The sequence below is a fragment of the Megasphaera sp. SC8-1 genome, from assembly GCF_024436295.1.
Classification (GTDB): Bacteria; Bacillota; Negativicutes; order Veillonellales; family Megasphaeraceae; genus Megasphaera; species Megasphaera elsdenii.
Map to the genome: position 1 here is coordinate 66673 of NZ_JANFQH010000031.1, position 25015 is coordinate 91687.

General features: G+C 54.0%; 22 protein-coding genes. 13 read left to right on the top strand and 9 right to left on the bottom strand.

Annotated features, from left to right (window positions below; translation table 11 throughout):
- The first annotated feature begins 319 nt into the window (after positions 1–319).
- The 6 genes from rfbA to NOS26_RS09415 all read left to right on the top strand — a co-directional run bounded on the left by rfbA (position 320) and on the right by NOS26_RS09415 (position 6237).
- Complete coding sequence (gene rfbA, locus NOS26_RS09390) at positions 320–1204, top strand: glucose-1-phosphate thymidylyltransferase RfbA (protein ID WP_014016832.1); 885 nt, start codon at positions 320–322, stop codon at positions 1202–1204.
- Between the two features lie 64 nt (positions 1205–1268).
- The gene (locus tag NOS26_RS09395) at positions 1269–1637 is read left to right on the top strand and encodes a four helix bundle protein (protein WP_014016831.1); all 369 of its coding nucleotides are present in this window, start codon (positions 1269–1271) and stop codon (positions 1635–1637) included.
- 72 nt (positions 1638–1709) lie between these two features.
- Positions 1710–2732: a dTDP-glucose 4,6-dehydratase gene (gene rfbB / locus NOS26_RS09400; RefSeq protein ID WP_014016830.1), complete on the top strand. Its 1023-nt coding sequence runs from the start codon at positions 1710–1712 to the stop codon at positions 2730–2732.
- Between the two features lie 455 nt (positions 2733–3187).
- Entirely contained in the window at positions 3188–4108 is a 921-nt protein-coding gene (gene rfbD, locus NOS26_RS09405) for a dTDP-4-dehydrorhamnose reductase (protein ID WP_255917616.1), read from the top strand.
- Positions 4109–4694: 586 nt separating this feature from the next.
- A complete protein-coding gene (gene rfbC, locus NOS26_RS09410) occupies positions 4695–5303 on the top strand; it encodes a dTDP-4-dehydrorhamnose 3,5-epimerase (protein ID WP_255917617.1) in 609 nt (202 codons plus the stop codon).
- A gap of 25 nt (positions 5304–5328) precedes the next feature.
- Positions 5329–6237: an HAD family hydrolase gene (locus NOS26_RS09415; RefSeq protein WP_255917618.1), complete on the top strand. Its 909-nt coding sequence runs from the start codon at positions 5329–5331 to the stop codon at positions 6235–6237.
- Between the two features lie 219 nt (positions 6238–6456).
- Here NOS26_RS09415 and NOS26_RS09420 read toward each other — a convergent pair whose 3' ends face one another.
- Complete coding sequence (locus NOS26_RS09420) at positions 6457–7326, bottom strand: hypothetical protein (RefSeq protein WP_255917619.1); 870 nt, start codon at positions 7324–7326, stop codon at positions 6457–6459.
- Between the two features lie 274 nt (positions 7327–7600).
- On the opposite strand from NOS26_RS09420, the gene NOS26_RS09425 reads away from it, so the two are divergent.
- The 3 genes from NOS26_RS09425 to NOS26_RS09435 are packed head-to-tail and all read left to right on the top strand — an operon-like array spanning position 7601 to position 12430.
- On the top strand, positions 7601–8491 hold the full coding sequence (locus NOS26_RS09425; protein ID WP_255917620.1) for an ESPR domain-containing protein: 891 nt from the start codon (positions 7601–7603) through the stop codon (positions 8489–8491).
- A gap of 47 nt (positions 8492–8538) precedes the next feature.
- Positions 8539–11724 (top strand): hypothetical protein, encoded by a 3186-nt coding sequence (locus NOS26_RS09430; RefSeq protein WP_255917621.1) that lies wholly within the window; start codon positions 8539–8541, stop codon positions 11722–11724.
- Positions 11663–12430: a YadA-like family protein gene (locus tag NOS26_RS09435; RefSeq protein ID WP_255917622.1), complete on the top strand. Its 768-nt coding sequence runs from the start codon at positions 11663–11665 to the stop codon at positions 12428–12430. Before NOS26_RS09430 ends, NOS26_RS09435 begins: the two co-directional genes overlap by 62 nt.
- A gap of 3 nt (positions 12431–12433) precedes the next feature.
- On the opposite strand, the gene NOS26_RS09440 is transcribed toward NOS26_RS09435, so the two are convergent.
- The gene (locus NOS26_RS09440; RefSeq protein WP_255917623.1) at positions 12434–13390 is read right to left on the bottom strand and encodes a C-Myc-binding protein; all 957 of its coding nucleotides are present in this window, start codon (positions 13388–13390) and stop codon (positions 12434–12436) included.
- A gap of 217 nt (positions 13391–13607) precedes the next feature.
- Here NOS26_RS09440 and NOS26_RS09445 point away from each other — a divergent pair, with 217 nt between their 5' ends.
- The 4 genes from NOS26_RS09445 to NOS26_RS09460 all read left to right on the top strand — a co-directional run bounded on the left by NOS26_RS09445 (position 13608) and on the right by NOS26_RS09460 (position 16876).
- Positions 13608–14168: a shikimate kinase gene (locus NOS26_RS09445; protein ID WP_022497790.1), complete on the top strand. Its 561-nt coding sequence runs from the start codon at positions 13608–13610 to the stop codon at positions 14166–14168.
- On the top strand, positions 14165–15127 hold the full coding sequence (pfkA, locus tag NOS26_RS09450) for a 6-phosphofructokinase (protein ID WP_036204186.1): 963 nt from the start codon (positions 14165–14167) through the stop codon (positions 15125–15127). The genes NOS26_RS09445 and pfkA overlap by 4 nt, the downstream gene beginning before the upstream one ends.
- Positions 15128–15504: 377 nt before the next feature.
- Entirely contained in the window at positions 15505–16170 is a 666-nt protein-coding gene (locus NOS26_RS09455) for an amino acid ABC transporter permease (RefSeq protein ID WP_014016819.1), read from the top strand.
- Positions 16157–16876 carry an amino acid ABC transporter ATP-binding protein gene (locus NOS26_RS09460; RefSeq protein ID WP_014016818.1) on the top strand — a complete coding sequence of 240 codons (720 nt, stop codon included), beginning with the start codon at positions 16157–16159 and terminating at the stop codon, positions 16874–16876. Before NOS26_RS09455 ends, NOS26_RS09460 begins: the two co-directional genes overlap by 14 nt.
- A 205-nt stretch (positions 16877–17081) precedes the next feature.
- Here the strand turns inward: NOS26_RS09460 and hemL are convergent, their stop codons facing one another.
- From hemL to NOS26_RS09495, 7 genes are all read right to left on the bottom strand, one after another.
- Complete coding sequence (gene hemL / locus NOS26_RS09465) at positions 17082–18377, bottom strand: glutamate-1-semialdehyde 2,1-aminomutase (protein ID WP_014016817.1); 1296 nt, start codon at positions 18375–18377, stop codon at positions 17082–17084.
- 12 nt (positions 18378–18389) lie between these two features.
- Positions 18390–19658: a glutamyl-tRNA reductase gene (gene hemA / locus NOS26_RS09470; protein WP_014016816.1), complete on the bottom strand. Its 1269-nt coding sequence runs from the start codon at positions 19656–19658 to the stop codon at positions 18390–18392.
- Between the two features lie 2 nt (positions 19659–19660).
- Positions 19661–20650, bottom strand: a complete 990-nt coding sequence (gene hemB, locus NOS26_RS09475) for a porphobilinogen synthase (protein WP_255917624.1) — start codon at positions 20648–20650, stop codon at positions 19661–19663.
- Positions 20647–22167, bottom strand: coding sequence for a uroporphyrinogen-III C-methyltransferase (gene cobA / locus NOS26_RS09480; protein WP_014016814.1), 1521 nt, complete (start codon positions 22165–22167; stop codon positions 20647–20649). The genes hemB and cobA overlap by 4 nt, the downstream gene beginning before the upstream one ends.
- 13 nt (positions 22168–22180) lie before the next feature.
- The gene (gene hemC, locus NOS26_RS09485; RefSeq protein ID WP_014016813.1) at positions 22181–23116 is read right to left on the bottom strand and encodes a hydroxymethylbilane synthase; all 936 of its coding nucleotides are present in this window, start codon (positions 23114–23116) and stop codon (positions 22181–22183) included.
- A complete protein-coding gene (locus NOS26_RS09490; RefSeq protein WP_014016812.1) occupies positions 23106–23753 on the bottom strand; it encodes a bifunctional precorrin-2 dehydrogenase/sirohydrochlorin ferrochelatase in 648 nt (215 codons plus the stop codon). The genes hemC and NOS26_RS09490 overlap by 11 nt, the downstream gene beginning before the upstream one ends.
- A 285-nt stretch (positions 23754–24038) precedes the next feature.
- Positions 24039–24602 carry a flavodoxin family protein gene (locus NOS26_RS09495; RefSeq protein WP_014016811.1) on the bottom strand — a complete coding sequence of 188 codons (564 nt, stop codon included), beginning with the start codon at positions 24600–24602 and terminating at the stop codon, positions 24039–24041.
- Between the last annotated feature and the right edge of the window lie 413 nt (positions 24603–25015).

Genomic DNA, 25015 nt, shown 5'->3' on the forward strand with positions numbered 1-25015 from the left:
TAGGCAGACGAGAAAACCCGAAGTTAATCAAGAAATATTGAAGAAAGAATGGAGTCGCCGAAAATTGCCGTATTGTACGTACGTTCCCGATGAAGCAGCTCATATGCCGGGGCGTGAATCAACTTTGAACGGTAATGGATGCGACTCATAGAAAATGGTGGTTATCAGCATATTATGTAACGCTTATACCAAGGTCCTTTTTCTCACTCAAAAAAATTCCCATAATATGTTGACACCGTCAAAGTTCTTCATGACTTTGTATGGCAGGTTCTTTTTTGGTATAATTAAGTGTTAAAATTTACGGTGAGGAGTGATTTTTTTGAAAGGGATTGTATTAGCTGGTGGTAGTGGGACGCGGTTGTATCCGCTGACGATGGTGACGTCTAAGCAGTTGTTGCCGGTGTATGATAAGCCCATGATTTATTATCCGTTGTCGACGTTGATGTTGGCTGGGATTCGGGATATTTTGATTATTTCGACGCCGACGGATTTGCCGAATTTTGAACGGCTCCTGGGAGATGGGTCCCGCTATGGTATTCATTTGAGTTATAAGGTGCAGCCGTCACCAGATGGATTGGCTCAGGCTTTTATTCTCGGTGAAGAATTCATTGCCGGGGAACCGTGTGCTATGGTTTTGGGCGATAATATTTTCTACGGTGCTGGGCTGACCCGTCATTTGCAGCAGGCTGCAGCCAATACGGAAGGGGCTACGGTGTTTGGCTATTATGTCGATGATCCGGAACGGTTCGGCGTCATTGAATTCGATGAAAAGGGCAAAGCCATTTCTATTGAAGAAAAACCGGCACAGCCAAAGACGAATTACGCTGTTACGGGCCTGTATTTTTATGATAAGCATGTTTGTGAATATGCTAAACAAGTCAAGCCGTCGGCGCGGGGCGAACTGGAAATCACGGACTTGAATCAGATGTATTTGGAAAAGGGGAATCTCAACGTCGTCACCCTGGGACGGGGTTACGCCTGGCTCGACACGGGAACAGTCAACAGCCTGAGCGAAGCTTCGAACTTCGTCAAGGCTGTAGAAACGAGGGCCGGCATCCAGATTGCCGCCTTAGAAGACATCGCCTATGGCCACGGCTGGATCGATAAAGAAACCCTCATGGAAAGCGCCATAAAATACGGCAAGAGCCCATATGGACAATATTTGAAAAAAGTCGCAGAAGGGAGATTTTTGAAAGATTTGTAAGGAATGTTTGAGGTTTGATGTTTGATGTGAATGGTGCGAAATTTGTGAGAAAGGAGTGCTTGGTGTGCCTTTACGATCGTTTCGTGATTTAATCGTTTGGCAAAAAGCAATGCGATTGGCACGAGAGACTTATTGCTTGGTCAAGTTGTTACCTATGGAGGAACGCTATGCTTTGTCTGATCAAATGAGAAGGGCTGCTGTATCTATTCCTTCTAATATTGCAGAAGGTCAATCGAGAAATACTAAAAAAGAATTTATTCAGTTTTTGCATATTGCTAAAGGTTCTAATTCAGAATTGATGACACAATTTTTATTGTGCTTGGATTTTGAATATTTGAAAAAAGAAGAGATTCAAAAGGTTATGAAATTATGCACTGAAATCGATGGACTGCTCGGCGGTCTGATAAAAAGCTTAAAAACTAACCTGGTTTAACATCATACATCAAACATCAAACTGCTATTATTTAGGTGATAAAAGTATTATATCGAAAGAGGAGAACGGAGCATGACTATCATCATCACCGGCGGTGCCGGTTTCATTGGGTCGAATTTTGTGTTTCATATGTTGAGGGAGCATCCGCAGGACCGGGTGATTTGTTTGGATAAGTTGACGTATGCCGGGAATTTGTCGACGTTGGCACCGGTTATGGGGCAGGATAATTTCCGTTTTGTCAAGGCCGATATTTGCGACCGCGGTGCGGTGTATTCGTTATTCGAAGAAGAACATCCCGATGTGGTCGTCAATTTTGCGGCGGAATCCCATGTCGACCGATCCATTGAGAATCCGGCGATTTTCTTGGAAACGAATATCATGGGGACGGCGGTTCTCATGGATGCTTGCCGCAAGTACGGCATCCAGCGGTATCATCAGGTATCGACCGATGAAGTCTATGGGGATTTGCCCTTGGACCGGCCGGATTTGTTCTTTACGGAAACGACGCCGATTCATACATCCAGCCCGTACAGTTCCTCCAAGGCGTCGGCTGATCTCTTGGTCCTGGCCTATCATCGGACCTATGGCCTGCCGGTGACCATCAGCCGCTGCTCCAATAATTATGGGCCCTATCATTTTCCGGAAAAATTGATTCCCCTCATGATTATCAATGCCCTGCATGACAAGCCGTTGCCCGTTTACGGCGATGGACTCAACGTTCGCGATTGGCTCTATGTCGAAGACCATTGTCGGGCTATCGACCTCATCCTCCAGAAGGGCCGCGTCGGCGAAGTCTATAATGTCGGCGGCCACAATGAAATGAAGAACATCGACATCGTCAAATTGATTTGCAAAGCATTGGGCAAGCCGGAAAGCCTCATCCATCATGTTACCGACCGCAAAGGTCATGACCGGCGCTACGCTATCGACCCGACGAAAATCCATGAAGAATTGGGCTGGCTGCCGGAAACGAAATTTGCCGACGGCATCAAAAAGACCATCCAGTGGTACTTGGACCATGAAGACTGGTGGCAGCCCATTATTTCCGGCGAATACCAGCAGTATTACCAGAAGATGTATGGAAGCCGAGGCTGAAACCCCGGCGCAGTTCGCAGGCCGCCTCGGATTCAGATGCGGCGTTGCCGCGACAATTCATGATTGTATTACGACCATGAATCGTTCGTCATAAATTTTGGCCATGCCTAGGATTCACGCGGGACGCCTTAGCAGGACGTCCCCTACGAAATCGCATGCAGGCGATAAAAAATTATGCGGCTGCAAGTCGCAGCTGTAGGGGCCGTCCCAAAGGGCGGCCCGCTGTGAACCGTTGGATATATATCCGGACGGTCAACATGGCACGCAGTATGTTGTTATGCCCCGCTATTCCGAACGGGCGCCCCGCGTGGTCGCCCCTACAGTTGTTGGGATTGTCAATTCATAGAAATTGCGTAGAGGCGATGTGAAATGAACGCAGTTTGCAGGCGGTCTGTGGTCTGCGTTTACCTGATAACGATGGTGTAATAAGAAAGTATGAAAGGGGAATCCATCCTATGAAAATCTTTGTAACGGGTGTGAATGGCCAGTTGGGTCATGATGTGATGAATGAATTGATCCGCCGCGGGCATATAGCCGTGGGCAGTGGTTCAAAGGCGGTGTACAGTGGGATGGATGATGGGACGGCAGTGACGACGGCGCCGTATGTGTCTTTGGATATTACCGACGCTGATGCCGTACGGCGGGTCATAACGGATGTGCAGCCCGATGCGGTCATTCACTGTGCGGCTTGGACGGCTGTCGATTTGGCCGAAGATGATGACAAAGTGGATCAGGTCCGGGCCGTCAATGCCGGCGGGACGCAGCATATTGCCGATGTCTGCAAAGAACTGGACTGCAAGATGCTCTATCTCAGTACGGATTATGTGTTCAACGGTCAGGGGACGGAGCCGTGGCAGCCAGATTGTAAGGATTACCAGCCCCTCAATGTCTATGGTCAGACGAAGTTGGAAGGGGAATTGGCTGTATCACAGACGCTGAAAAAATATTTCATCGTCCGCATTGCCTGGGTATTCGGTCAGAATGGCAAGAATTTCGTCAAGACCATGCTCAATGTCGGCAAGACTCATGATACGGTCCGCGTCGTCAATGACCAGATTGGGACGCCGACGTATACTTTTGATTTGGCCCGGCTGTTGGTGGATATGATGGAAAGCGATAAATATGGTTATTACCATGCGACCAATGAAGGCGGGTATATTTCTTGGTATGATTTTACCTGTGAAATCTATCGCCAAGCCGGCTATACGACGAAAGTCATTCCTGTCACGACGGAAGAATACGGCCTGTCCAAAGCCAAACGGCCTTTCAATTCCCGATTGGATAAAAGCAAACTCGTTGCCAAGGGCTTCCGGCCTTTGCCCGATTGGAAAGATGCCTTGAAGCGGTATTTGGAAAATTTAGTGTCTCGTGGCTAGTGGTTCGTGGCTCGTTATGGACTCAGATGCCGCTATGCGGCGATGGATTCAAAGTGACAACGACGCTTCGGGATAACCCTCAGCGCGTAGCGGGCCGCCAGCCTCTGCTGTCCGTTTTGGCAGCCGTCCTGTGCCTCCCGTTGGTCGTCACTTGACGGGCCAAAAAGGCTTACAGGACGTCCCCTACGGATGCCGTTGCGCGGCAACATTTCATAATTGTATTACGACCGTGTGCTACTCGTCATAAATTCTGGCCATGTCCAGGATTCACGCGGGACGCCTTATCAGGACGTCCCCTACGAAATCGCATGCAGGCGATAAAAAAATTATGCGGCTGCAGCCGCATCTGTAGGGGCCGTCCCAAAGGGCGGCCCGCTGTGAACAGGTGGAAATTATGCCTCGTTCTTCCGAACGGTCGCCCCACGTGGTCGCCCATACAGTTGTTGGGGACTGTCAATTCCCAGGAGTCGTGGCGGGCCGCCTGCGGTCCTGTGGACCGTAAAAAATACAAGACTCCGATTTGCGGCTTGCGTTTAACTAAATATGTTATAATAAAGGAAACATGCATGAAGGGAGATAACTATTAATGGGTCAGATACAGGTTGAAAAGAATGTGGGCGGTATTGACGGGCTTTGTGTCATTATGCCGACGGTCCATGGCGATGGCCGTGGATATTTCATGGAAACGTATAATCAGAAGGATATGGAAGAAGCGGGATTCCATATCCATTTTGTTCAGGATAATCAGAGCATGAGCACCAAAGGTGTGCTTCGGGGACTTCATTTCCAGAAGCATTTCCCTCAATGCAAACTCGTCCGTGCCGTCCGCGGCAGTGTCTTTGATGTGGCTGTCGATTTGCGCCGCGATTCCAAGACCTATGGCAAGTGGTATGGCGTCGAATTGACGGAAGAAAATAAGAAGCAGTTCCTCATTCCGGAAGGCTTTGCCCATGGCTTCCTAGTCCTCAGCGATGTCGCTGAATTTTGCTATAAAGTCAACGATTTCTGGCATCCCAATGATGAAGGCGGCATGGCTTGGAACGACCCGGAAATCGGCATCCAGTGGCCTCAGCTCGTGGGTGAATATAAAGGTTCGCCCAATGCCGCCGGTTATCATCTCGAAGATGGGACCCCGTTGAATCTGAGCGATAAAGACCAGCAGTGGTTGGGGCTGAAAGATACCTTTTCCTTCTGATTGCCTGAAAGCGGGGGTGGGCTTTATGCAGAACATCATTGCTGTGATTTGGGATTTCGATAAGACGTTGATTGATGGGAATATGCAGGACCCTATTTTTGAGGAATATCATATTGATAAGGCCAAATTCTGGCAGCATGTCAATGCCTTGCCAGCGCGCTATGCCAAGGAGGGCGTCAAGGTCAATGCGGACACGATTTACTTGAATCAGTTCATCAAGGACGCACAGAATGGGATTTTCAAAGGCCTCAATAATGAAAAGCTGAAAACTTTTGGCCAGAAACAGAAGTATTATCACGGTGTCCCGGAAATCTTCAAGAATCTCCAGCGTGTCGTCGAAGAGAATCCCAAGTACCGCGAGTACAACATCAAGGTAGAGCATTACATCGTCAGTACGGGTATGTCGGCTATCATCAAAGGGTCGGCGGTCATGCCTTATGTCGAAGCTATCTGGGGCTGTGACCTCATTGAAGGGCTTGATGGAGAAAAGCATAAGATCATCAGCGAAGTGGGCTACACTATCGACAATACGACTAAGACACGGGCGCTGTTTGAAATCAATAAGGGCGTGCCCCAGCATCCGGAAATCGACGTCAATGCCAGGATGTCCGATGCTCTGCGGCGCGTCGCTTTTCCCAATATGATTTATATTGCCGACGGGCCCAGCGATGTGCCGGCCTTTTCGGTAGTCAAAAAATTTGGCGGATCGACCTTTGCCATTTACCCTAAAGGAAACAGCAAGGCCTTCCGCCAAGTCGAACAATTGCGGGAAGATGGCCGCATCGATATGTATGCTGAAGCCGATTACCGCGAGGGTACAACGGCTTATATGTGGCTGACCCACAAAGTCGACGAAATCGCCGAACGCATCTACAAAACAGAAAAAGAAAGCCTGGAAGGAGCCGTCTCGGCTGCTCCCAGACATTTGGTGTGAGTTTAGTGGCTCGTAGGAGCTCGTACAGTGCTAAGAGTAGTACCGAGTTCGTAGGGGTCGCACGTGGGCGACCCGTTAGGAATTTTTGCTTTATAGTTTGTAGTACAGAGTCTGTAGTTTGCAGAAGATGACTTTTAAATTTAATACCATCTACTGACCACTAACTGCTAGCCACTAACCACTTAAAAAGGCTTGTCGCATGTGTGACAAGCCCTTTTTTCATCTCCGCGGTGGTGGCCGGTGGCCATGGTGCGGCGGGGGTGGACGGTGCCAGCCCCAATCGTTGTAGAAGGGGCCGCCCCAGTTCCAATAGGTATCCATATACAGTTGGGTCAGGTAGGCGTTGTAGGCCATGCGTTCCAGGTCGGCCTGGGTGACGACGGAGATGCGGCGCGATGCCGTTTCTTTGATGTCGCCGACGGTGACGTCCGCCAAGATGTCGACTTGGCCTGTCTTTACGGGGATGATCGTGTTGTCTTCTCCGATTTTGGCGACCGATTCATTGAGGCTCTTAGCCGTTAGGTCATAGGGGACATTGCCGGGTGTCTGCAAGGCGACGAGGCCCTTGCTGCCCAAGGCCAGATAGCGCGGATAGATGATGACGCGGCTCTTTTTCATCATTTTTTCGGCGCTGCCGTAAATCAAGCCTTCATGGGGCGCGTCCATGCGCCAGACGGAACTTTTGTCTTTGGCGACCAGGTAGTCCCCGATTTGTTCCGTCGTCTTTTCGTCATATGCCCGGACGCGGCGGAAATACTTATCCGTCAGGTCTTTGTCGACGCGGAAATAATAGGGCCTGTCCTTGGCGTCCAAGCTGGTCCGATGGGAGTCGATGGTCTGGAGTAGCGTCGTCACGTCTTTATAGGTCGACCCTTTGGTCAGGTAGTATTTGTCGATGATCTTGCCCGTATGGCCGGCCAAAGGGTCCGTCGGTACACTGGCCTTGGCTGTATTAGCCGGATTAGCGGCCTGGACCTGTGCGGCTGGCTCGGCTGGGACCGTTTTGGCAGCTTCGTCGGCAGCCCGTCCGGACAAGGTCGTGCAGGTGCAGAACAAGGCGGCCAGGATAGCCTGTTTCCAAATTTTCACGATAACACCTCCTTCTTCATTTTACTATAGCGCGTCGCCGAGGCAACCGTCAATATACCGTGAAAAATTGCACGAGAAATGGACAAACCTGTCTTATTTTACAAACGTATGGCGGGTTTATTGAAAAATACTTATCAGAGGCATATAATGAATAATGTATACAATTCGCATATAAAATGCTATATTTTGTCACTATTATAAGCATATATTTGATGAAATAGACTGAATTACTTGAACTCATTGTGACATCATGAGGCGTGCAGGAGGTTTTATCATGAACAAGACGTATAAAGTCATTTACAACCGGACGCGATGCATGTATCAAGTCGTATCCGAACTTGCCAAAGGCCGTACCAAATCAGAAACCCCAGAAATGCTGAAAACCGTTTTCAGCAAACACGGGAGCCTGGCCCGAGGCATCGTGATGACCGTCTTGTCCATGAGCCTGGCTATGCCCGTGGGGGTGGCCGTGCAGGCAGAAGAGGGAAGTGGGAATACGGGGAGTGGGGATACTACCTATATCTCTGATACCAATACAGAAGTCCAGAATATCCAGGCTCTGGACAAGCAGGTAGTCAAGAATGCACAGGATATTGCTGCCAATAAAACCACGACAACTACCAATACAAACAATATTACTGCGAATAAGACGGCAATAGACAAAAACACTGCAAGCATTGCCACGAATACGAGCAATATTGCCGCTAATACAGGGGCCATCAGCAATGAAACCACAGCTCGGACTAAGGCTATCAGTGACTTGGAAACCAAACTGACTACTGGCGACAACAGCCTAGCTTCCAAGGCCAATGTGGATGCGTCCAACATCGGTACGAAAATTGATACTTCCAGTGAAACCACCGATGAAGCCAAAAAGAAAAAGCAGGAAGACAATGCCAAACTCTGGGGTGAAGCCCTGGGTATTGGGACCATTGCTGATGGAAACGAAGAACTGCTCATTGGCGGAACCTTGTATACGGAACTGCGGCCTCCTGAAAACGGTTTCTATATTTATAACGGGCAATCCACTGCCTACAATCTGCTGGCTTTGGATTCAGCCGTCAATGCCCTGGGTGTGGAAAAAATAACGGACAACAGCGGGAATATCACCTATGTGTCCAATCTGTACAAGTATTTCAAAGCCAATACAACGCCGTCGATGTAACAAAGCAGTCGACACCCGTATCCAATCTCCAGATCCTCGGCAACGATGTGACAGCTACTCTCGGCAATTCCGTCTATCTCGGCACAAAATCTTCCGCCACGGCGTCTAAGTCGGCAACGGCGGAAGCCATCCAGTTGGCCAAAGACCAGGGCGATACAGAAGCACTTGCTTCGGATGAATACAAGAACGCTGCCACAGACGAAGCCAAAAATGCCATCAAGCAGAAATATGAAGCCAAGTATATCCATGCGGCCAATATCGCGGCAATGGACAAGGACGGTATCTCTGCCGGCGTGACCAACTACGACACAGATTACACCTATGGCAATGATAGTAGCTACAACTATGCGGGCAGTCAGGCTGATGGTATTGTTACAGTAGGCAGTAAAGACGCTACCCGCCGCATCCAGAACGTATCTGCTGGTCTTGTCGGTCCTACGAGCACCGACGCCGTCAACGGCTCCCAACTCTATGCTCTGACCCGCCAGATCCGCTTCGGCGGTGACAATTCCAGCTTCGGTACCACTGCGGCAGACGATCAGAACGTCGTGGCCCGTGGCTCCAACGAGGCTATTTCCATCACCGGCGGCAGCGATGCTGTCACTTCGTCCAACGTCGATGGCAAGACCACCAACACGGTGGATACTGCCAAGCTCACCGGCAATAACATTGCTGTTGTTGCAGATGCGGACAAGAATGCCCTCCATGTACAGCTGGCCAGCAACCTCAAGGACCTGAACACCGCTCAGTTGGGCTCTGGCAGTGGGGAAAGCTATAAAGAAACCATCAAGCTCGACGGCACAGGGACCAACGGCGGCCAGATGACATTGGCTGGTGCTGATGGAACCGTAAAGACTACCCTGGATACCACAGGCCTTACGATTGCCAATGACCCGAAATTTACCAGCAGCGGCATTGATGCAGCCAGCCAGAAAATCCATAATGTGACGGCAGGTACGGATGATGCAGATGCGGTTAATGTTAAGCAGCTGCAGTCTGTCCGTACATTGCTGACCCAGGGCACGAATATCACTTTGGCTGATACAGATGCTGATGGACACCATACCTATACGGTGAATGTGGACAATCTGGCAGTGAAAGCCAACAAAGAAGCTGCGAAATCGGTGACGCTGAAAAACGGCCTGACCTTCAATGACGGCACTAATACAACTGCTTCTGTAGAAGAGAGCGGTGCTGTTTCCTACAACCTGAATCAGGAGATTTCCCTGAAGAAAGTCACTACCGGCAATAGCACACTGGATACAGAGGGTCTCACCATTTCCGGCGGGTCGAAGATTGCCGCCAGCGGTATCGACGCGGGAAACAGGGTCATCAGTGGTGTTGCCAATGGCAGTAACGATACGGATGCGGTCAATGTATCGCAGCTCAAAGCCATTCAGTCCGATGTGAACGCAGGTTGGACAATCAAAGGCAAAGATCCGGCGAATGCAGATGTGAGCGCCAATATCGGTAAGGGCAAGACCGTGACCTATGATAACGGCAACTATACCAAGTCTGTAGTCACGAAGGATGACAGCACTGGCAATGCCACGGTGAAGGTGGATGTGACCACCGGCACATTTGGTTCTGGTACCGGTGATAAGGCTGGTACGGTTACTTCCACAGCCAATGGACTGGCAACGACCCAGGATGTAGCGAATGCTATCAACAGCGCATCTATCAATGTAGTGGCTGATAATACATCGGGTAGTAAGAAAGCAGTGAAAGCAGGAAATACTGTTCACTTTGCCAATGATGGAAATCTGACTTTGGTTCAGGGGGATAATACGTCAGGCGAAGCAACTTTCACTTACGGCCTGAAACAAGAAATCAGTATCTCTAAAGTCACGACATCCGATACGACGAAAGGCTCTACGGTTCAGACGGCAGAAGGCATTACGACCACGGATGCAGCGGGCAATACCTATATTCAGAATGGGCAGGGCATTACCTTGACACCGAAGACTCCAGAAGACGGCAAGACAGCTGTTATCTTGTCTAATAAGGGGTTGAGTAATGGCGGTAACGTCCTCAGTGGTGTTGGCGCTGGTACAGCTGATACAGATGCAGTCAATGTGTCCCAGCTGAAAGAAGTCCAGGCTCAGGTCGGCAGTGGTTGGCAGCTTGCCGGTAATGACGGGCAGAAGGTTGCTGACATCGGCGCTGGCAAGAAGGTGTCCTTCAAGACGGGCAGCCAGTATCTGACCGCTAACACAGAATCTGCCGGAACTGATGCAGCGAATGTGACCTATGGACTGAAGACCAAGGCACTGACGGCTGCGGATGGCAAAGTTTCGTCCATCAATATGGCAGATGATGGTTTGGTTACCGCCAAGAACGTGGCGGAAACCATCAACCAGACTTACTGGACCGCGGCTTCCGGAAAATCCGGTAGCGGTAGCCAGACGGATGAAACGGCCAACGTTGCGGATAAACAGATTTCAGCCGGAGATACGGTAATATTCAATGCCGGAAACAACCTATCCCTTGTCCAGAATGGAGCTTCCTTCACCTATGGCCTGCAGACCGATTTAACCGGAATGAATACCATCCACTTTGGCGGTACTTTGAATAATGGGAACTGGTTGGGCGGCCTCTTGATTGGCAAGCAGGCAGGTTCTGGTGCCAACACTGCAGACGGTAACTATATTACAGGCCTTTCCAATACAAAATGGGATCGCGCGACCATATCGGAAAACAACAGTATGGCAGCTATAGAAGGAGAACTTAAACAAGCCATTGAGAATATCACTACGTCGGGTGGTGGTACTGGTGGTTTCGGCTTGCAAGCAGATACTGGGGACTCCATTATGCAGGATCTTCGCAAGACCATCCAAATTAAAGGTGACGGTGAAGGTTCGCAGGATGGCAACATCAAGACATCGAATGAAGGCGGTGTGCTGCGTATCCGACTCAATAAGACGCTGAACTTGTCGGAAGACGGTTCTGTACAAGTCGGATCCAGCAAAATGTCAAACGGTGTTATTCAGCTGGGGGAAGATGCGGATGCGAACAAAATCCTCATGGACAGTGCAAAGGGCATGGCAACAGTCGGTGGCGTGACGATAGATGGCGCAAATAAGACAGTATCCGGCCTGTCCAATACAACATGGGAAGTTGCAAAAGCGACGCAGGATGTTTCCGTGGGCGGTTATAAAGGCTCGACTAAGGTTGCAACAGAAAGTCAGCTGGCAGCGGCTATCTCTGAAGCACAACTACGGCTGCTATCATGACGCCAATGCCGTGGCTATCGGGGCTTATTATCATCCCAATGATACGACGATTCTGTCTATTGGCGGCAGTATGGGTGGCGGTGAAAATATGGTCAACGCCGGCATCACCTGGAAGATGGGACGCAGCGGTCATGAACAACGGGCAGCTCAGCCTGTGGTTACGCATCCGGTCCAGGCAGCTCCTGTCGTACAGCAGGCCGCTCCGGCCCGTCCGGCGCCTGTTGCTACTCCGGCACCCGTTGTCACTCCGGCTCCTGTCACTACGCCAGTTCCGGTGAAAGCGGTCGTTCCGGCAACGCCGGCTCCGGCTGTGACGACAACGGCTATGACAGCCGCTCCGTCTGGCGATATGGCAGCCTTGACTCAGATTTTGGCACGGCAGACGGCTATTCTGGAAAAACTGGCTCAGAACCAGTCTCAGGCTGCCCGTCCGGCAGCGGCTCACGGCGACGATATTTTCCCCGATGTGCCTGACAATCACTGGGCCTATGCTTATGTGGCCAAGTTGGAAAAAGCCGGCGCGCTCAAGGGATTCAAGCGTCCGGCTGTGTTGAAGAGTCCTATGATGACGCGTGATGATTTCGCGTCGGTATTGTACACGGCCATGGCCAACGGGGCCACGACCAATTCGGCCTTGAATAGCGACGATAGCTTGAACCGGCTGGCCCAGGAATTCAAAGCGGAATTGAAAGATGTCAAGCCGTAAGGCTTATTCGCCTAGGGCATAGAGTACGTCGGCTGCGACGGCGTTTAGGTTGTAGCGGCTGGTGTAGCACACCAGGGTCCCTTGGGACGCGGCCTGCTGGCAGGCTTTGCGGACCAGGGCGTGGCCCGTGTGGTTGGTGTTGATGATGAGCACGTCGGCGCCTTGCAGTTTTTGGACGTCGAAGTGCTTGTTTTCTAAAATCATCCAATGGGGGAAGTGCGTGCGGACTTTGTCATGCCACAGGGCGCTGCCTCCGGCCAGACAGACGCGGAAGCCTTCCAGGGCCTTTTCCAGGCGCGACGTATAGTCGTCGGACAGGGGAAAGGCCCTTTTTTCGACGTCTTCCTGGGGACAGCGCGTTTCCCATTCGCGCAGGGATTGTTCCAGCGTCTGGACGTAGCCGTCGTAATTTTCCTGCAAGGTCTGGTAATAGGCCTGGGTCTGGGCCAGCTCGTCGCGGAGACGGGCAGCATCGTCGTCGGCGACGGGCAGTGTGTCGTCGTAGACCAGGCGGATGACACCCAAGGCCAGGGCGATTTGGCCGGCCGTATCCAGAACGCCTGCCAAGGTCAACGCTTCTGCCGTATTCGACGGCATACGGGGCTGAGTCACTGCCATGAGGCCCCGGACTTTGTGGCCTTCGATGGCCGTCGGCCGCGGGAACTGTTCTACCGTAATCGTAGCGACTTTTACGGTGCCTGCCGAATCGGTCCGGCTCAGGTCGTAAACGGATTTGCGCGGCGTGAAGGATTGTTGCGTCAGGCGGCACGTGCCATCCATGCAGCCCGTCTTGTCCGGAAATTCGATGTACCCGTCTTTTTGCAGTTTGTCCCATAATCGCGCTGTCGGAACGGGCCGCCCTGCCAGGCAGAGCATTTCGCCATATGGCAAGAAATATTCATTGCCGCGGCACGACAGGCCTGTTATTTCATTGATATACATAAGCTGTGTGATTTTCATAATATAATTTCGCCTCGCGTCCATAGAATATGTTTCTATTATAAGGCAGGCCTTGGGGCTTGAATAGGGGCGGAAACATCTTGTTATGAAGGGAAATTCACTCCATTTATAGTTCTATGAAGAAAAAGCACAAAAATTTTTGTGTCAAGGAGAAAAAATTATGATAGAATAAGGGGGTACATATGCAGAGTATACTAATAGAGGAGGTGCGCCGATAATGATGAAGCGGAATATCGTTCTCGTCGGCATGATGGGGAGCGGCAAAAGTCATATTGGCCGCAAGCTGGCCCAGCGCCTCGGCTGGCAATTTGTCGATACGGACCGGCGTATTGAACGGGCTGTGGGCATGACCATTGCCGAGTTCTATGCCAGTGCCGGAGAAAAAGTTTTTCGTGAACGGGAAATCAATGTCCTGCAGCAAGTCAGCCGCTATCATGAAGCTGTCATTTCCTTTGGCGGCAACTTTCCCATGAATGTTGGTACTTATCGAATCCTGCATCGTCATGGGTTTATCGTCGCTTTATTGTCCGAACCGTTCCGCGTGGAAGAACGGGTCAGCCGTCATATAGGCAAGCGGCCGACTGTCGATTATGAGAATCTTCATGATTTCGTCCACACGATGATGAAACAGTGGGAAGAGGTCTATCCGTACTGCGACTGCGTCATTGATACGACGCGCGGGGGAGCGTCACAGATCGTCGAATCCATTGTCCATAAAATCAACGAAAGGCATGTGCAATTCATTGCCCGGGAAAAGAAGGAGAATGATGTAAAATGATCAACAAAATCGGAGTATTGACCAGTGGCGGCGACGCTCCTGGTATGAATGCGGCTATCCGCGGCGTCACGCGGTATGCCATCCAGAAGGGTCTCACTGTCGAAGGCATCATCCGCGGTTATGAAGGCCTGCTTAGCCATGAAACGCGCCCCTTGGGCCGCCGTGACGTCGGTGCCATCATCCATCGTGGCGGCACCATGCTTCGGACAGCCCGTTGCCTGGAATTCAAGGAAAAAGAAACGCAGAAAAAAGCAGCTGCCTATCTGCGTGAACTGGAAATAGATGCGCTCGTCGTCGTCGGTGGCGACGGCTCCATGCGCGGTGCCCAGGCTTTGAGCCGCTGGGGCATCCCGACGATTACCATTCCCGGCACCATCGACAACGATATGATGGGGACGCAGTATACCCTGGGGTTCGATACGGCTGTCAATACGGTCCTGGAATCGGTCAATAAGATCCGCGACACGGCGTTCTCCCATGACCGCGTCGCCGTCATCGAAGTCATGGGCCGCGAAGCCGGTTTCATCGCCCTCAATGCCGGCATGGCTTCCGGTGCCGAAGCGGTCCTGGTCCCGGAACATCCCGTCGATCTGGCTGCGCTTTGCCGTCACCTGGAAGAATCGCACCGCATGAAGAAATTGAGCAGCATCGTCATCGTCGCCGAAGGTGCTGCCAAAGGGGCTGATGTCGTCGACTACATCAAAGAACACACCTACCTTTCGCCGAACTTGACCGTCCTCGGCTATGTCCAGCGCGGCGGCGCTCCGTCGGCTTATGACGCCATCATGGCCGGCCGTTTTGCCCAGAAAGCCGTCGACAGCCTGCTGGCTGGCACGTACAACTGTGTCGTCGGCCTCATCGATAACCGCGTCGTAGCGACGCCGTATTCGGAAGCCGAAGCCCTGCGCTATCCCATCGACGAAAATCTGTTGAGCCTGGTCCATCTCTTAGGGAGATAAGGCGCCTGCGGCGCCGTTTGGCGTGCAACGTGATTCGTTTGCCGTGGCTGTGCATAAAGGAAATGCTCCTTGTGCACAGCCTCTTTTTTTGTGAAAGCTCTCACAAATACAGGTTTGGGACACCCACAGGATTCGCGCGGGCCTCCGCTTATGGAGGCCCCTACACCGCGGCCTGCGGCCAGCCGACTGCGTTTGTTTATTACGGCAAACGAACCACGCCCCACGGTAAACGACGTGAAAAAGGGGTTATGCATGACGACGGCAGCCTTCGTGCGATAATCCCCTTCAATGCGTTGACATCTTATAAATATGCACGTATAATAGAGTAGCGTATATATTATCATATGTTACAGAGTGTCATTTAGAGGAGTGTTATCATGTCGTTTGATTTTAGTCTGATCTGGAACTCATTGCCCCTGCTGTTAGCCGGTGCCGGTGTTACCATTGAAATCACGGCGATTGCTGTCGGCCTGGGTTTCATTTTCGGCCTGATTACCAGTGTCTGCCGTCTGTCAGGCGTCAAGGTCCTGCAGGTCATTGCCGTCTGCTACGTCAATATTATCCGTGGTACGCCTATGCTGGTCCAGATTTTCCTGATTTATTTTGCCCTGCCCATGGTTATCGGTGAACGTATCAATCCTTTCGTCGCTGCCGTCGCTGCCTGCTCGATCAATAGTGGGGCTTATGTTTCGGAAATTTTCCGCGCCGGGATCCAGTCTGTCGATAAAGGCCAGATGGAAGCCGGCCGGTCCCTGGGCTTATCGTGGATGCAGACCATGCGCTACGTCATCTTGCCCCAGGCTTTCAAACACGTCATCCCGCCGTTAGGCAACGAATTTATTTCCATGACCAAGGAAACGTCCCTGGTTTCGGTCATTGGCTTTGAAGAATTGACCCGCCGCGGCCAGCTCATCATCGCCAAGACCTATGGTTCTTTTGAAATCTGGCTTACGGTCGCTGCCATTTACCTGGTCATGACCTTGACCATTGCCCGTCTCGTAAGCTATTTGGAACGGAGGTTCGCAACGGATGATAGAAATTAAAGGTTTGAAAAAAAGTTTTGGCAAGCACGACGTCCTCAAGGGCATCGACTTGACCATTCAGGATAAAGAAGTCGTCGTCATCATCGGCCCGTCCGGTTCTGGTAAGAGTACGATCCTGCGCTGCATCAATTATCTGGAACAGCCGACGGCTGGGGAAATCATCGTCGACGGCATCAGCATGAGCGATGCCAAGAGCATCAACAATATCCGCAAGGAAGTCGGCATGGTCTTCCAGCGCTTCAATCTCTTCCCGCACATGACGGTCTTGCAGAACATCATCTTGTCGCCTATGAAGACCCGCGGCGAAAGCAAGGAAGAAGCGACAAAGACGGCTATCCAGCTGTTGGAAAAAGTCGGCTTGGCCGATAAGAAAGATGCCTATCCGGAAACCTTGTCCGGCGGCCAGCAGCAGCGTGTGGCCATTGCCCGCGCGTTGGCTATGAAACCGAAGTTCATGCTTTTCGATGAACCGACATCGGCACTGGATCCGGAAATGGTCCGCGAAGTATTGGACGTCATCAAGGATTTGGCCAAAGACGGCATGTCCATGGCCATCGTTACTCATGAAATGGGCTTTGCCCGGGAAGTCGCCGATCGCGTCCTGTTCATCGATGAAGGGAAAATCCTCGAACAGGGCAAACCGGACGACATCTTCTTCCACCCGAAAGAAGAACGGACGAAACTCTTCCTGTCGAAGATATTGTAAAAAGCGTAAAAAAAAGCTGTCGCATAAGCGGCAGCTTTTTTTGTGGTTCGTTTGGCGTGATTCGTTTGCCGAAAATTCGTAGAAATGCAGGCTGAGGCTGTGCACAGGATTCGCTCGGGCGCCCCTACACCGAAAGGGTGTCTGCACAATCTCCAGCAATCCACGGTCTACGACTCACGAACCACGAACCACGGCCCGCAGGGCCTTATCCCCGGGCCGCCCGGAATGCTGTTTCCGCGGCTTTGACGGTGCGTGCGATATCCTCATCGCTGTGGGCGCCGGAGACGAAGTTGGTTTCAAATTGGGACGGTGCCAGGTAGATGCCTTGTTCCAGCATGGACAGGAAGTAGCGGCGGAAGGCGTCCTGGTCGCTGGCTTCGGACGTGGCGTAGTTGGTGACCGGGACGGCGCTGAAGAAGACGCTGAACATGGTGCCGGCCCGATGGACCTGGACGGCAGCACCGGCCTGGGCAGCGGCGTCTTTGAGGCCGTCTGTCAGGATTTTCGTTTTGGCACAGGCTTTTTCGATGTAATCCGGGTCTTCTGTGATGAGGCGCAGCGTTTCCAGTCCGGCTGCCATGGCCAGGGGGTTGCCGCTGAGGGTACCGGCCTGGTAGACCTGGCCGGCCGGCGAGACGCAGTCCATGATGTCTTTACGGCCGCCATAGGCTGCGACGGGCAGGCCGCCGCCAATGATCTTGCCCAGGGTCGTCATGTCCGGGACGATGTGATAGATACTCTGGGCGCCGTGCAGGGCCGTGCGGAAGCCGCACATGACTTCGTCGAAGATGAGGACCGTGCCATGCTTCTGTGTTTCGTCACGCAAGAGCTGTAAATAGCCTTCTTCCGGCAGGACCAGGCCCATGTTGCCGGCAATGGGTTCGACGATGACGGCGGCAATGTCGTCGCCGCAGCGGTCCATGAGTTCCCGGAAGGCGTCGGCATCATTATAGGCGACGGTCAGCGTGTCTTTGGCCGTGCCGGCTGTGACGCCTGGGCTGTCGGGCTGGCCGAAGGTGGCGGCACCGGAACCGGCTTTGACCAGCAGGCTGTCGCCGTGGCCGTGATAGCAGCCGATGAATTTCACGATTTTATCGCGTCCCGTATAGCCGCGGGCGGCGCGGATGGCGCTCATCGTCGCTTCCGTGCCGGAATTGACCATGCGCAGTTTTTCGATGGACGGGTAGATTTCTTTGACCAGTTTGGCCAGCTGCGATTCAATCAGCGTCGGGGCGCCATAGCTCGTGCCGCGCGTGGCCGCTTCCTGCAGGGCCTTGACGACGCGGGGGTGGGCATGGCCGACGATTATGGGACCCCAGGAACCGACGTAGTCGATGTACTGATTGCCGTCGATGTCACAGATGGTACTGCCTTTGGCCCAGGCGATGAACGGCGGCGGACAGCCGATACGGTTATACGAGCGGACCGGGCTGTTGACGCCGCCCGGCATGAGGGTCTGCGCTTCGGCAAAAGCCGCAGCTGATTTTTCTAAATGGAGCATGGGAAGGCCTCCTCATTCTTTGATGTCTAAGTTGAATACATTCCGCAGTTCACGGACGACCCGGTCTTCATCGGGCGTGTTGGCCGCTTCGACGGTGCGCCGCAGGGGAGCGCGCAGGATTTTGCGGACCAGGATGTGGGATAAGTTCTCGACGACGCGGAACTGGTCGTCTGTCAGTTCGGGCAGTTTGTTGCGCGCCCGCTTGACGAAATGGCGCCGCGTCCGTTCGGCCTGCTGGGACAGGCTAAGGACGACGGGGCGGACGGACAGGTATTGATAGCGTTCAATCATGGTGTCCACGGCTTCGTCGACGATATAGCTGGCGGCAATGGCTTCGCGCTGACGCGTCGCTTCGTTATCGTGGACGACTTCCTGCAGGTCGTCGATGTTATATAAGGTCACGCCGGGAATCTGGGTGATTGCCGGGTCGGCGTCGCGCGGGACGGCGATGTCGATGATCAGCAGGGGCCGCCCTTGGCGCAGTTCCTGGAAACGCTGCAGCCGCGGGACGGTGATGACATAGTGCGGTGCGCCAGTCGAGGCGATGATGATGTCGACATCGGAAACGACGGACTGGACTTCTTTATAGTGGACGGCCTGGCCGCCGACGTCCGCCGCCAGTTCCTGGGCCCGATCCAGATGGCGGTTGACGATGTACAGTTTCCCGGCACCTTTGCCTAAGAAATTCTGGGCTGTCAGGCGGGCCATCTGGCCGGCGCCGTAGAGCAGGAGGTTCCGGCCAGAGAGGGAGCCCAGGCTTTTTTCGGCCATCTGGACAGCGGTATAGCTGACGGATACGGCATTGTAGGCAATGTGCGTTTCCGTCCGGACCCGTTTGCCTGTGGCGATGGCCTGCTGGAAGAGCATGTTGAGGATGGCACTGGTCGCACCGTTTTCATGGGCCATGACGTAGGCCTGTTTGACCTGACTGAGTATCTGACCTTCGCCGAGGACCAGTGAGTCCAGGCTGGCGGCGACGGTGAACAGGTGGTGGATGCAGGCTTTCCCCGTATAGCTGTAGAAATACGCCGGGTCATAAGCCGGGCGGCCGGCCAGGTCGAGGAAGAAGTCGCGCAGGGCCTGTTCGTTGTCCCGGATGTCGTCGACGACAGCGTAGACTTCGGACCGGTTACATGTCGACAGGACGACGGCTTCGCGCAGGCCGCCGTAATCGTCGAGGTGCTGCAGGCCCTGGTGGATGGCGTCCGGCGTCATAGTGAAGCGTTCCCGGATGGCGACGGGGACGGTCTTATGGTTGAGGCCAAGGATGACGAGGTCCATCGTTAGGCCTCGACTTCGTCGTTCTTCAGCCACTTAGCGACGTCGACGGCGTGGTAGGTGATGATGATGTCCGCACCGGCGCGCTTCATGCTGGTCAATTCTTCCATGACGATGCGCTTTTCGTCGATCCAGCCATTGCGGGCAGCCGCTTTGACCATGGCGTATTCGCCGCTGACGTTGTACGTGGCAATGGGCCGCTGGCAGCGCTGGCGGGCCTGGTAGACGATGTCCAGGTAGGACAGGGCCGGCTTGACCATGATGATGTCGGCGCCTTCTTCCAGGTCGAGGTCGATTTCCTTCATGGCTTCGCGGCCGTTGGCCGGGTCCATCTGATACTGGCGGCGGTCGCCGAAGTGCGGTGCCGAATCGGCGGCGTCGCGGAAGGGACCGTAGAAGCCGGAGGCATATTTGGCGGCATAGGACATGATGATGGTGTTGATGAAGCCTTCTTCATCCAAGGCCTGGCGGATGGAGGCGATGCGGCCGTCCATCATGTCCGACGGGGCGACGATGTCGGCACCGGCTTCGGCCTGACTGACGGCGACTTTGTTGAGCAGTTTCAGCGTGGCGTCGTTATCGACGTAGTGGTCTTTGATCTGGCCGCAGTGACCGTGGTCGGTGTACTGGCAGAGGCAGACGTCACCGACGATGACCATGTCCGGCAGGGCTTTCTTGATGGCCCGGATGGCGCACTGGACCGGGCTTTGCGGGTCCCAGGCGCTGGAACCGATTTCGTCTTTGTAAGCCGGCAGGCCGAAGACTTCGATGGCCCGCAGCCCTAAGGCATAGATGTCTTCGGCCAGGCGGACGGCGTTGTCTACGGACAGGTGATAACAGCCGGGCATGCTGGGGATTTCTTCTTTGACATTCGTGCCGGGGACGACGAAGATAGGGTAAATCAAATCGTTGAGGCATACATGGTTTTCCCGGACCATAGCGCGCAGGGGAGCGGAAAGGCGCAGGCGGCGGGGGCGTAAGGTATTCAATTTCATGACTGTTTGATTCTCCAATCTGTAATACATTCAGCCAGGCCGGCAATGGTGTAGGTCTGGGCTGTCACTATTTTTTTCAGGCCCGCTTCCTGACAGGTACGGGCCGTGATGGGGCCGATGCAGGCGAAGGTGATATCATCCAGGTCGCTGGCCTGGGCCTGGCTCAGGGAGAGGAAACTGCGGACGGCTGACGAGCTGGTGACGGTCACGACGTCGATGGTCTGGCGGGCCAGGAGGTCTTTCAGGACGGCGCCGTTTTCGCTGGCTTCGACGGTGCAATAGGCCTGGCAGACATCGACGACGGCGCCCCAGCGGCGCAGTGTGTCGGGCAGGACCGACCGGGCTTCTTTGGCCCTGGGGATGAGGATGCGTTCTTTGCCGGAAAGGTGCGGCTCCAGGGCGGCGGCCAGGTCTTCGGCACAGTAGGCGCCGGGGACGACGTCAGCCTGGAGGCCGTAAGCTGTCAGGGCCTTGGCCGTGGCACTGCCGATAGCGGCCAGTTTGGCCCGGCCCAGGGCACGGCTGTCGCGGCCGTGATGCTGGAGACGGCGGAAAAAGGCATCGACGCCGTTGGTGCTGGTGAAGATGACCCAGTCGTAATGTTCCAGGTCCGCTATGGCAGTATCCAGCGCCTGGTAGCCGTCTGTCGGCGGCGTGATGCGGATGGTCGGCACTTCCAGGCAGCGGGCACCCAGTTCTTCCAGGCGATGTGTCAGGTCCGGCGCCTGGGCGTGGGTCCGGGTGACGGCGATGGTCAGGCCGAAGAGGGGCTTCGTGTCGAACCACTGCATGGACGGCCGCAGGGCGACGACGTCGCCGACGATGAAGACGGCCGGTGCCTTGAAATGGCAGGCCGCCGCTTTTTCGGCGATATCTCCGACCGTAGCCACCAGCGTTTCCTGGTCGGCCTTGGTGCCCCAGCGGACCAGGGCTGCCGGCGTCGTCGCAGGACGGCCGTGGGCGACGAGCTGCTGGGTGATGGATGGCAGGTTGTGGACGCCCATGAGGAAGACCAGCGTATCGACGGCCGTTGCCAGTTTGTCCCAGTGAATCGATGACTGGCCTTTGGTCGGGTCTTCGTGACCTGTGACGACGGCAAAGGACGAAGCCGCCGTCCGGTCGGTCACGGGGATACCGGCATAGGCCGGGGCGCCGATGGCCGACGTGACGCCTGGGATGATTTCAAAGGGCAGGCCCGCGTCGTGGAGCGCCCGGCTTTCTTCGCCGCCGCGGCCGAAGACGAAGGGGTCGCCGCCTTTGAGACGGACGACAATCTTGCCTTCTTTGGCTTTGGCAATGAGCAGGTCGATGATTTTGTCTTGGGACAAGGTGTGGTCGGCCGCTTTTTTGCCGACATATATTTTTTCCGCTGTTGGCGGAGCAAATTCTAGAAGGCGCGGATCGGCCAGATAGTCGTAGATGACGACATCGGCCCGTTCCAGGACCTCCCGGCCCCGCAGGGTGAGCAGGCGGTAGTCGCCGGGACCGGCGCCAGTGAGATAAACGATACCGTTCATAGAGAGAACCTCCTTAATAGGTCGGGATGATGCCCAAATCAGTGAGGATGCGGCGGCCGCCGTCGTCGAGGAGTGTGCAGGCGGCCTCGTGGCCGATGGCGGCGCTGTCCGCCGCGGAGCCGCGTGTCGTCGTGCGGCAGACCTGGCTGCCGTCGGGAGCGGCGATGATGCTCTGCAGCGTCAGGATGCCGTCCTGGACGGTGCCGTAGACGCCGACCGGGACCTGGCAGCTGCCGTTGATGGCGGCCAGAAAGGTCCGTTCGGCCGTCGTCGCAGCGGCGGTGCCTTCGTCATTGAGGAAGGCCAGGGCCTGTTTCAACGATTCGTCGTCTGCGCGGGTTTCGATGGCCAGGGCGCCCTGGCCGACGGCGGGAATCATCGTATCGACGGGCAGGAGCTGTGTGATGCGGTCGGCCCGGCCCAGGCGCTGCAGACCGGCTTCGGCCAGGATGATGGCGTCGTATTGGCCGTCGTCGAGCTTCTTCAGGCGCGTGTCGACGTTGCCCCGCAGATCGGCGACGAACAGGTCAGGCCGGGTGTGGAGGAGCTGGGCCTTGCGGCGCAGGCTCGACGTGCCGATACGGGCACCGGCCGGCAGGGCTTCCAGGGACGCATAGGTATTGGAAACGAAGGCGTCGTGGACATGGTGGCGGGCCGTAATGGCTGCCAGGCAGAGGCCGTCCGGGACGTCCGCCGGCAGGTCCTTCAGACTGTGGACGGCCAGGTCGATGGTGCCGTCCAGGAGGCGTTGTTCCAGTTCTGTCGTGAACAGACCTTTGCCGCCGATGCGGGCCAAAGGGACATCGAGGATTTTGTCGCCTTGCGTGACGATGTGCTGGAGCTGGACGGTCAGTTCCGGGTCGTGCCGGCGCAGGGCTTCGGCGACGTAGTTGGCCTGCCACAGGGCCAGCTGGCTGCGCCGCGTACCGATAGTCAGATTACGTTTCATGGTTTTTCCTTTCCCAGGCGGCCAGCCGCTTCCGGAGGAGGGAGCTGGCGGCGTCGATTTCGTTGTTTTCTACCAGGTCCATGACGTCATCGGTCAGGGCCTGGCGCCAGAAGGCCTGGCGGTCCCGGCTGGTCGCGAGGAGGGCCTGGCCCTCTTTGCGGATAGCGGCCAGTTCAGCCATCCAGCGGCCATAGCGTTCGTCGAAGTGCTGTTCCAAGTGCTTCCGGAGCCAGCGCGAAAAGGCCGGCGCCTTGCCGTTGGTGGAGATGGTGAGCTGCAGGTCGCCCTGGCGGACGATGGAGGGCAGGGTGAAGTTGCACAGGTCCGGGACGTCACAGACATTGAGCAGTTTCCCCTGGGCTTTGGCAGCAGCTGAAACGGCTTGGCTGACGGCCTCGTCATCGGTGGCGCAGATGATGAGGAAGAAGGTGGTTTCATCGCCAGGCTGATAGGTCCGCCTTTGCCAGGACAGTTGATGTTCTTCGGCCAGAATCTGCAAAGCTGGTGTCAAGGCCGGTGCAATGACCGTTACGACGGCCCCTTCATCGAGGAGACGCCGGACCTTGCGTTCGGCGACGCTGCCGCCGCCGAGGACCAGACAGGCCTGACCGGTAAGATCGAGGTTAATAGGATACATAAACGGAACTCCCTTTCAAAGTTGTACGCCTTCTATTATACCATTATAAGAGGAAAAAGCTGTAGTAAATACAACAAATTTCTGAGTGAAAAAGAGGCTGTCTTTGTGTGACAGCCTCTTTTTCGAGTATTAAGTTTGCAGTTTGTAGTAACTTCATGCCAACAACTATGAAAAGCAACCTCTCAGTCAGCATCGCTGACAGCTCTCCTATGAGGAGAGCCAGTGGGTTACGAGAGCAGGCCGCCCTTTGGGACGGCCCCTACGATTTCTTATCCCTACGAGTCCTTAGCGGATGAAGTTGGTCATGATCTTCGCTTCTGTTGCCGGGGCTTCGATGCCTGCTTTTTTGCCGGCTTCGATGCATTTCAGGATCCAGGCCATGTTGCGGCCGAGGGTCCGCATGATCTGCAGGCCTTCTTCATCTTTCTTGACGTCCTCCGGCGTATTGCCGTGGACCATGGGCCAGTAGTTGGAAGCGACGCTGACCATCTGATGGTAGGACAAGTATTTGTTGAGGACGTCCAGCGTGGCTGTCGTTCCGGCACGGCGGGCCGAGGTGACGGTAGCGCCGACTTTATGGGTCAGGGCAGCACCGGCTTTACCAGCCAGTTTATCCATGAAGGAGATGATTTCACCAGACGGCGAAGCCCAGTAGACCGGCGAGCCGATGACCAGGCCGTCGGCGGTCTTCATTTTTTCGGCGACAGCGTCGACGATGGCGTCATCGGGAAGGGCATGGACGATTTCTGCATCGATGCCGTTTTCTTTGAGCGTATCGGCGACGACAGACAGTGCTGTATAGGTGCAGCCTTTTTCGCGGCGGCTGCCATTCAATAAGATAACTTTCATGGGAATCCCTCCTGTAAATATCATGATTACATGATAATGGTTGTCATAACTAATAAGACAGCTATTATCAGTTTGAAGTTAAAAGTTTGATGTTTGATGTAGATGGAATTTAAAGGCCCTTACGTCAAACTTCAAACACTAAAAATAAAGAAAAATGTATGATGACAGAAGCCTTCATACAATAATCTTTTGCAAAAATACTATAGCACAGAAAGGGCAAAAAAGCAAATACGCAGGCCGCTGTTCGTGGTTCGCAAAACCAGCCGCTAACCGCTAACGGCTGATTTTTCCTTATACGCATAGCGTAGCCTATTTTTATGACATAAAAGTATCAAAATATAAAATTTAAAATGATATTTTTATTGCATATAGTCCATGGAAATGGTATCATAAAGTCATCAAGAAGATTCCTT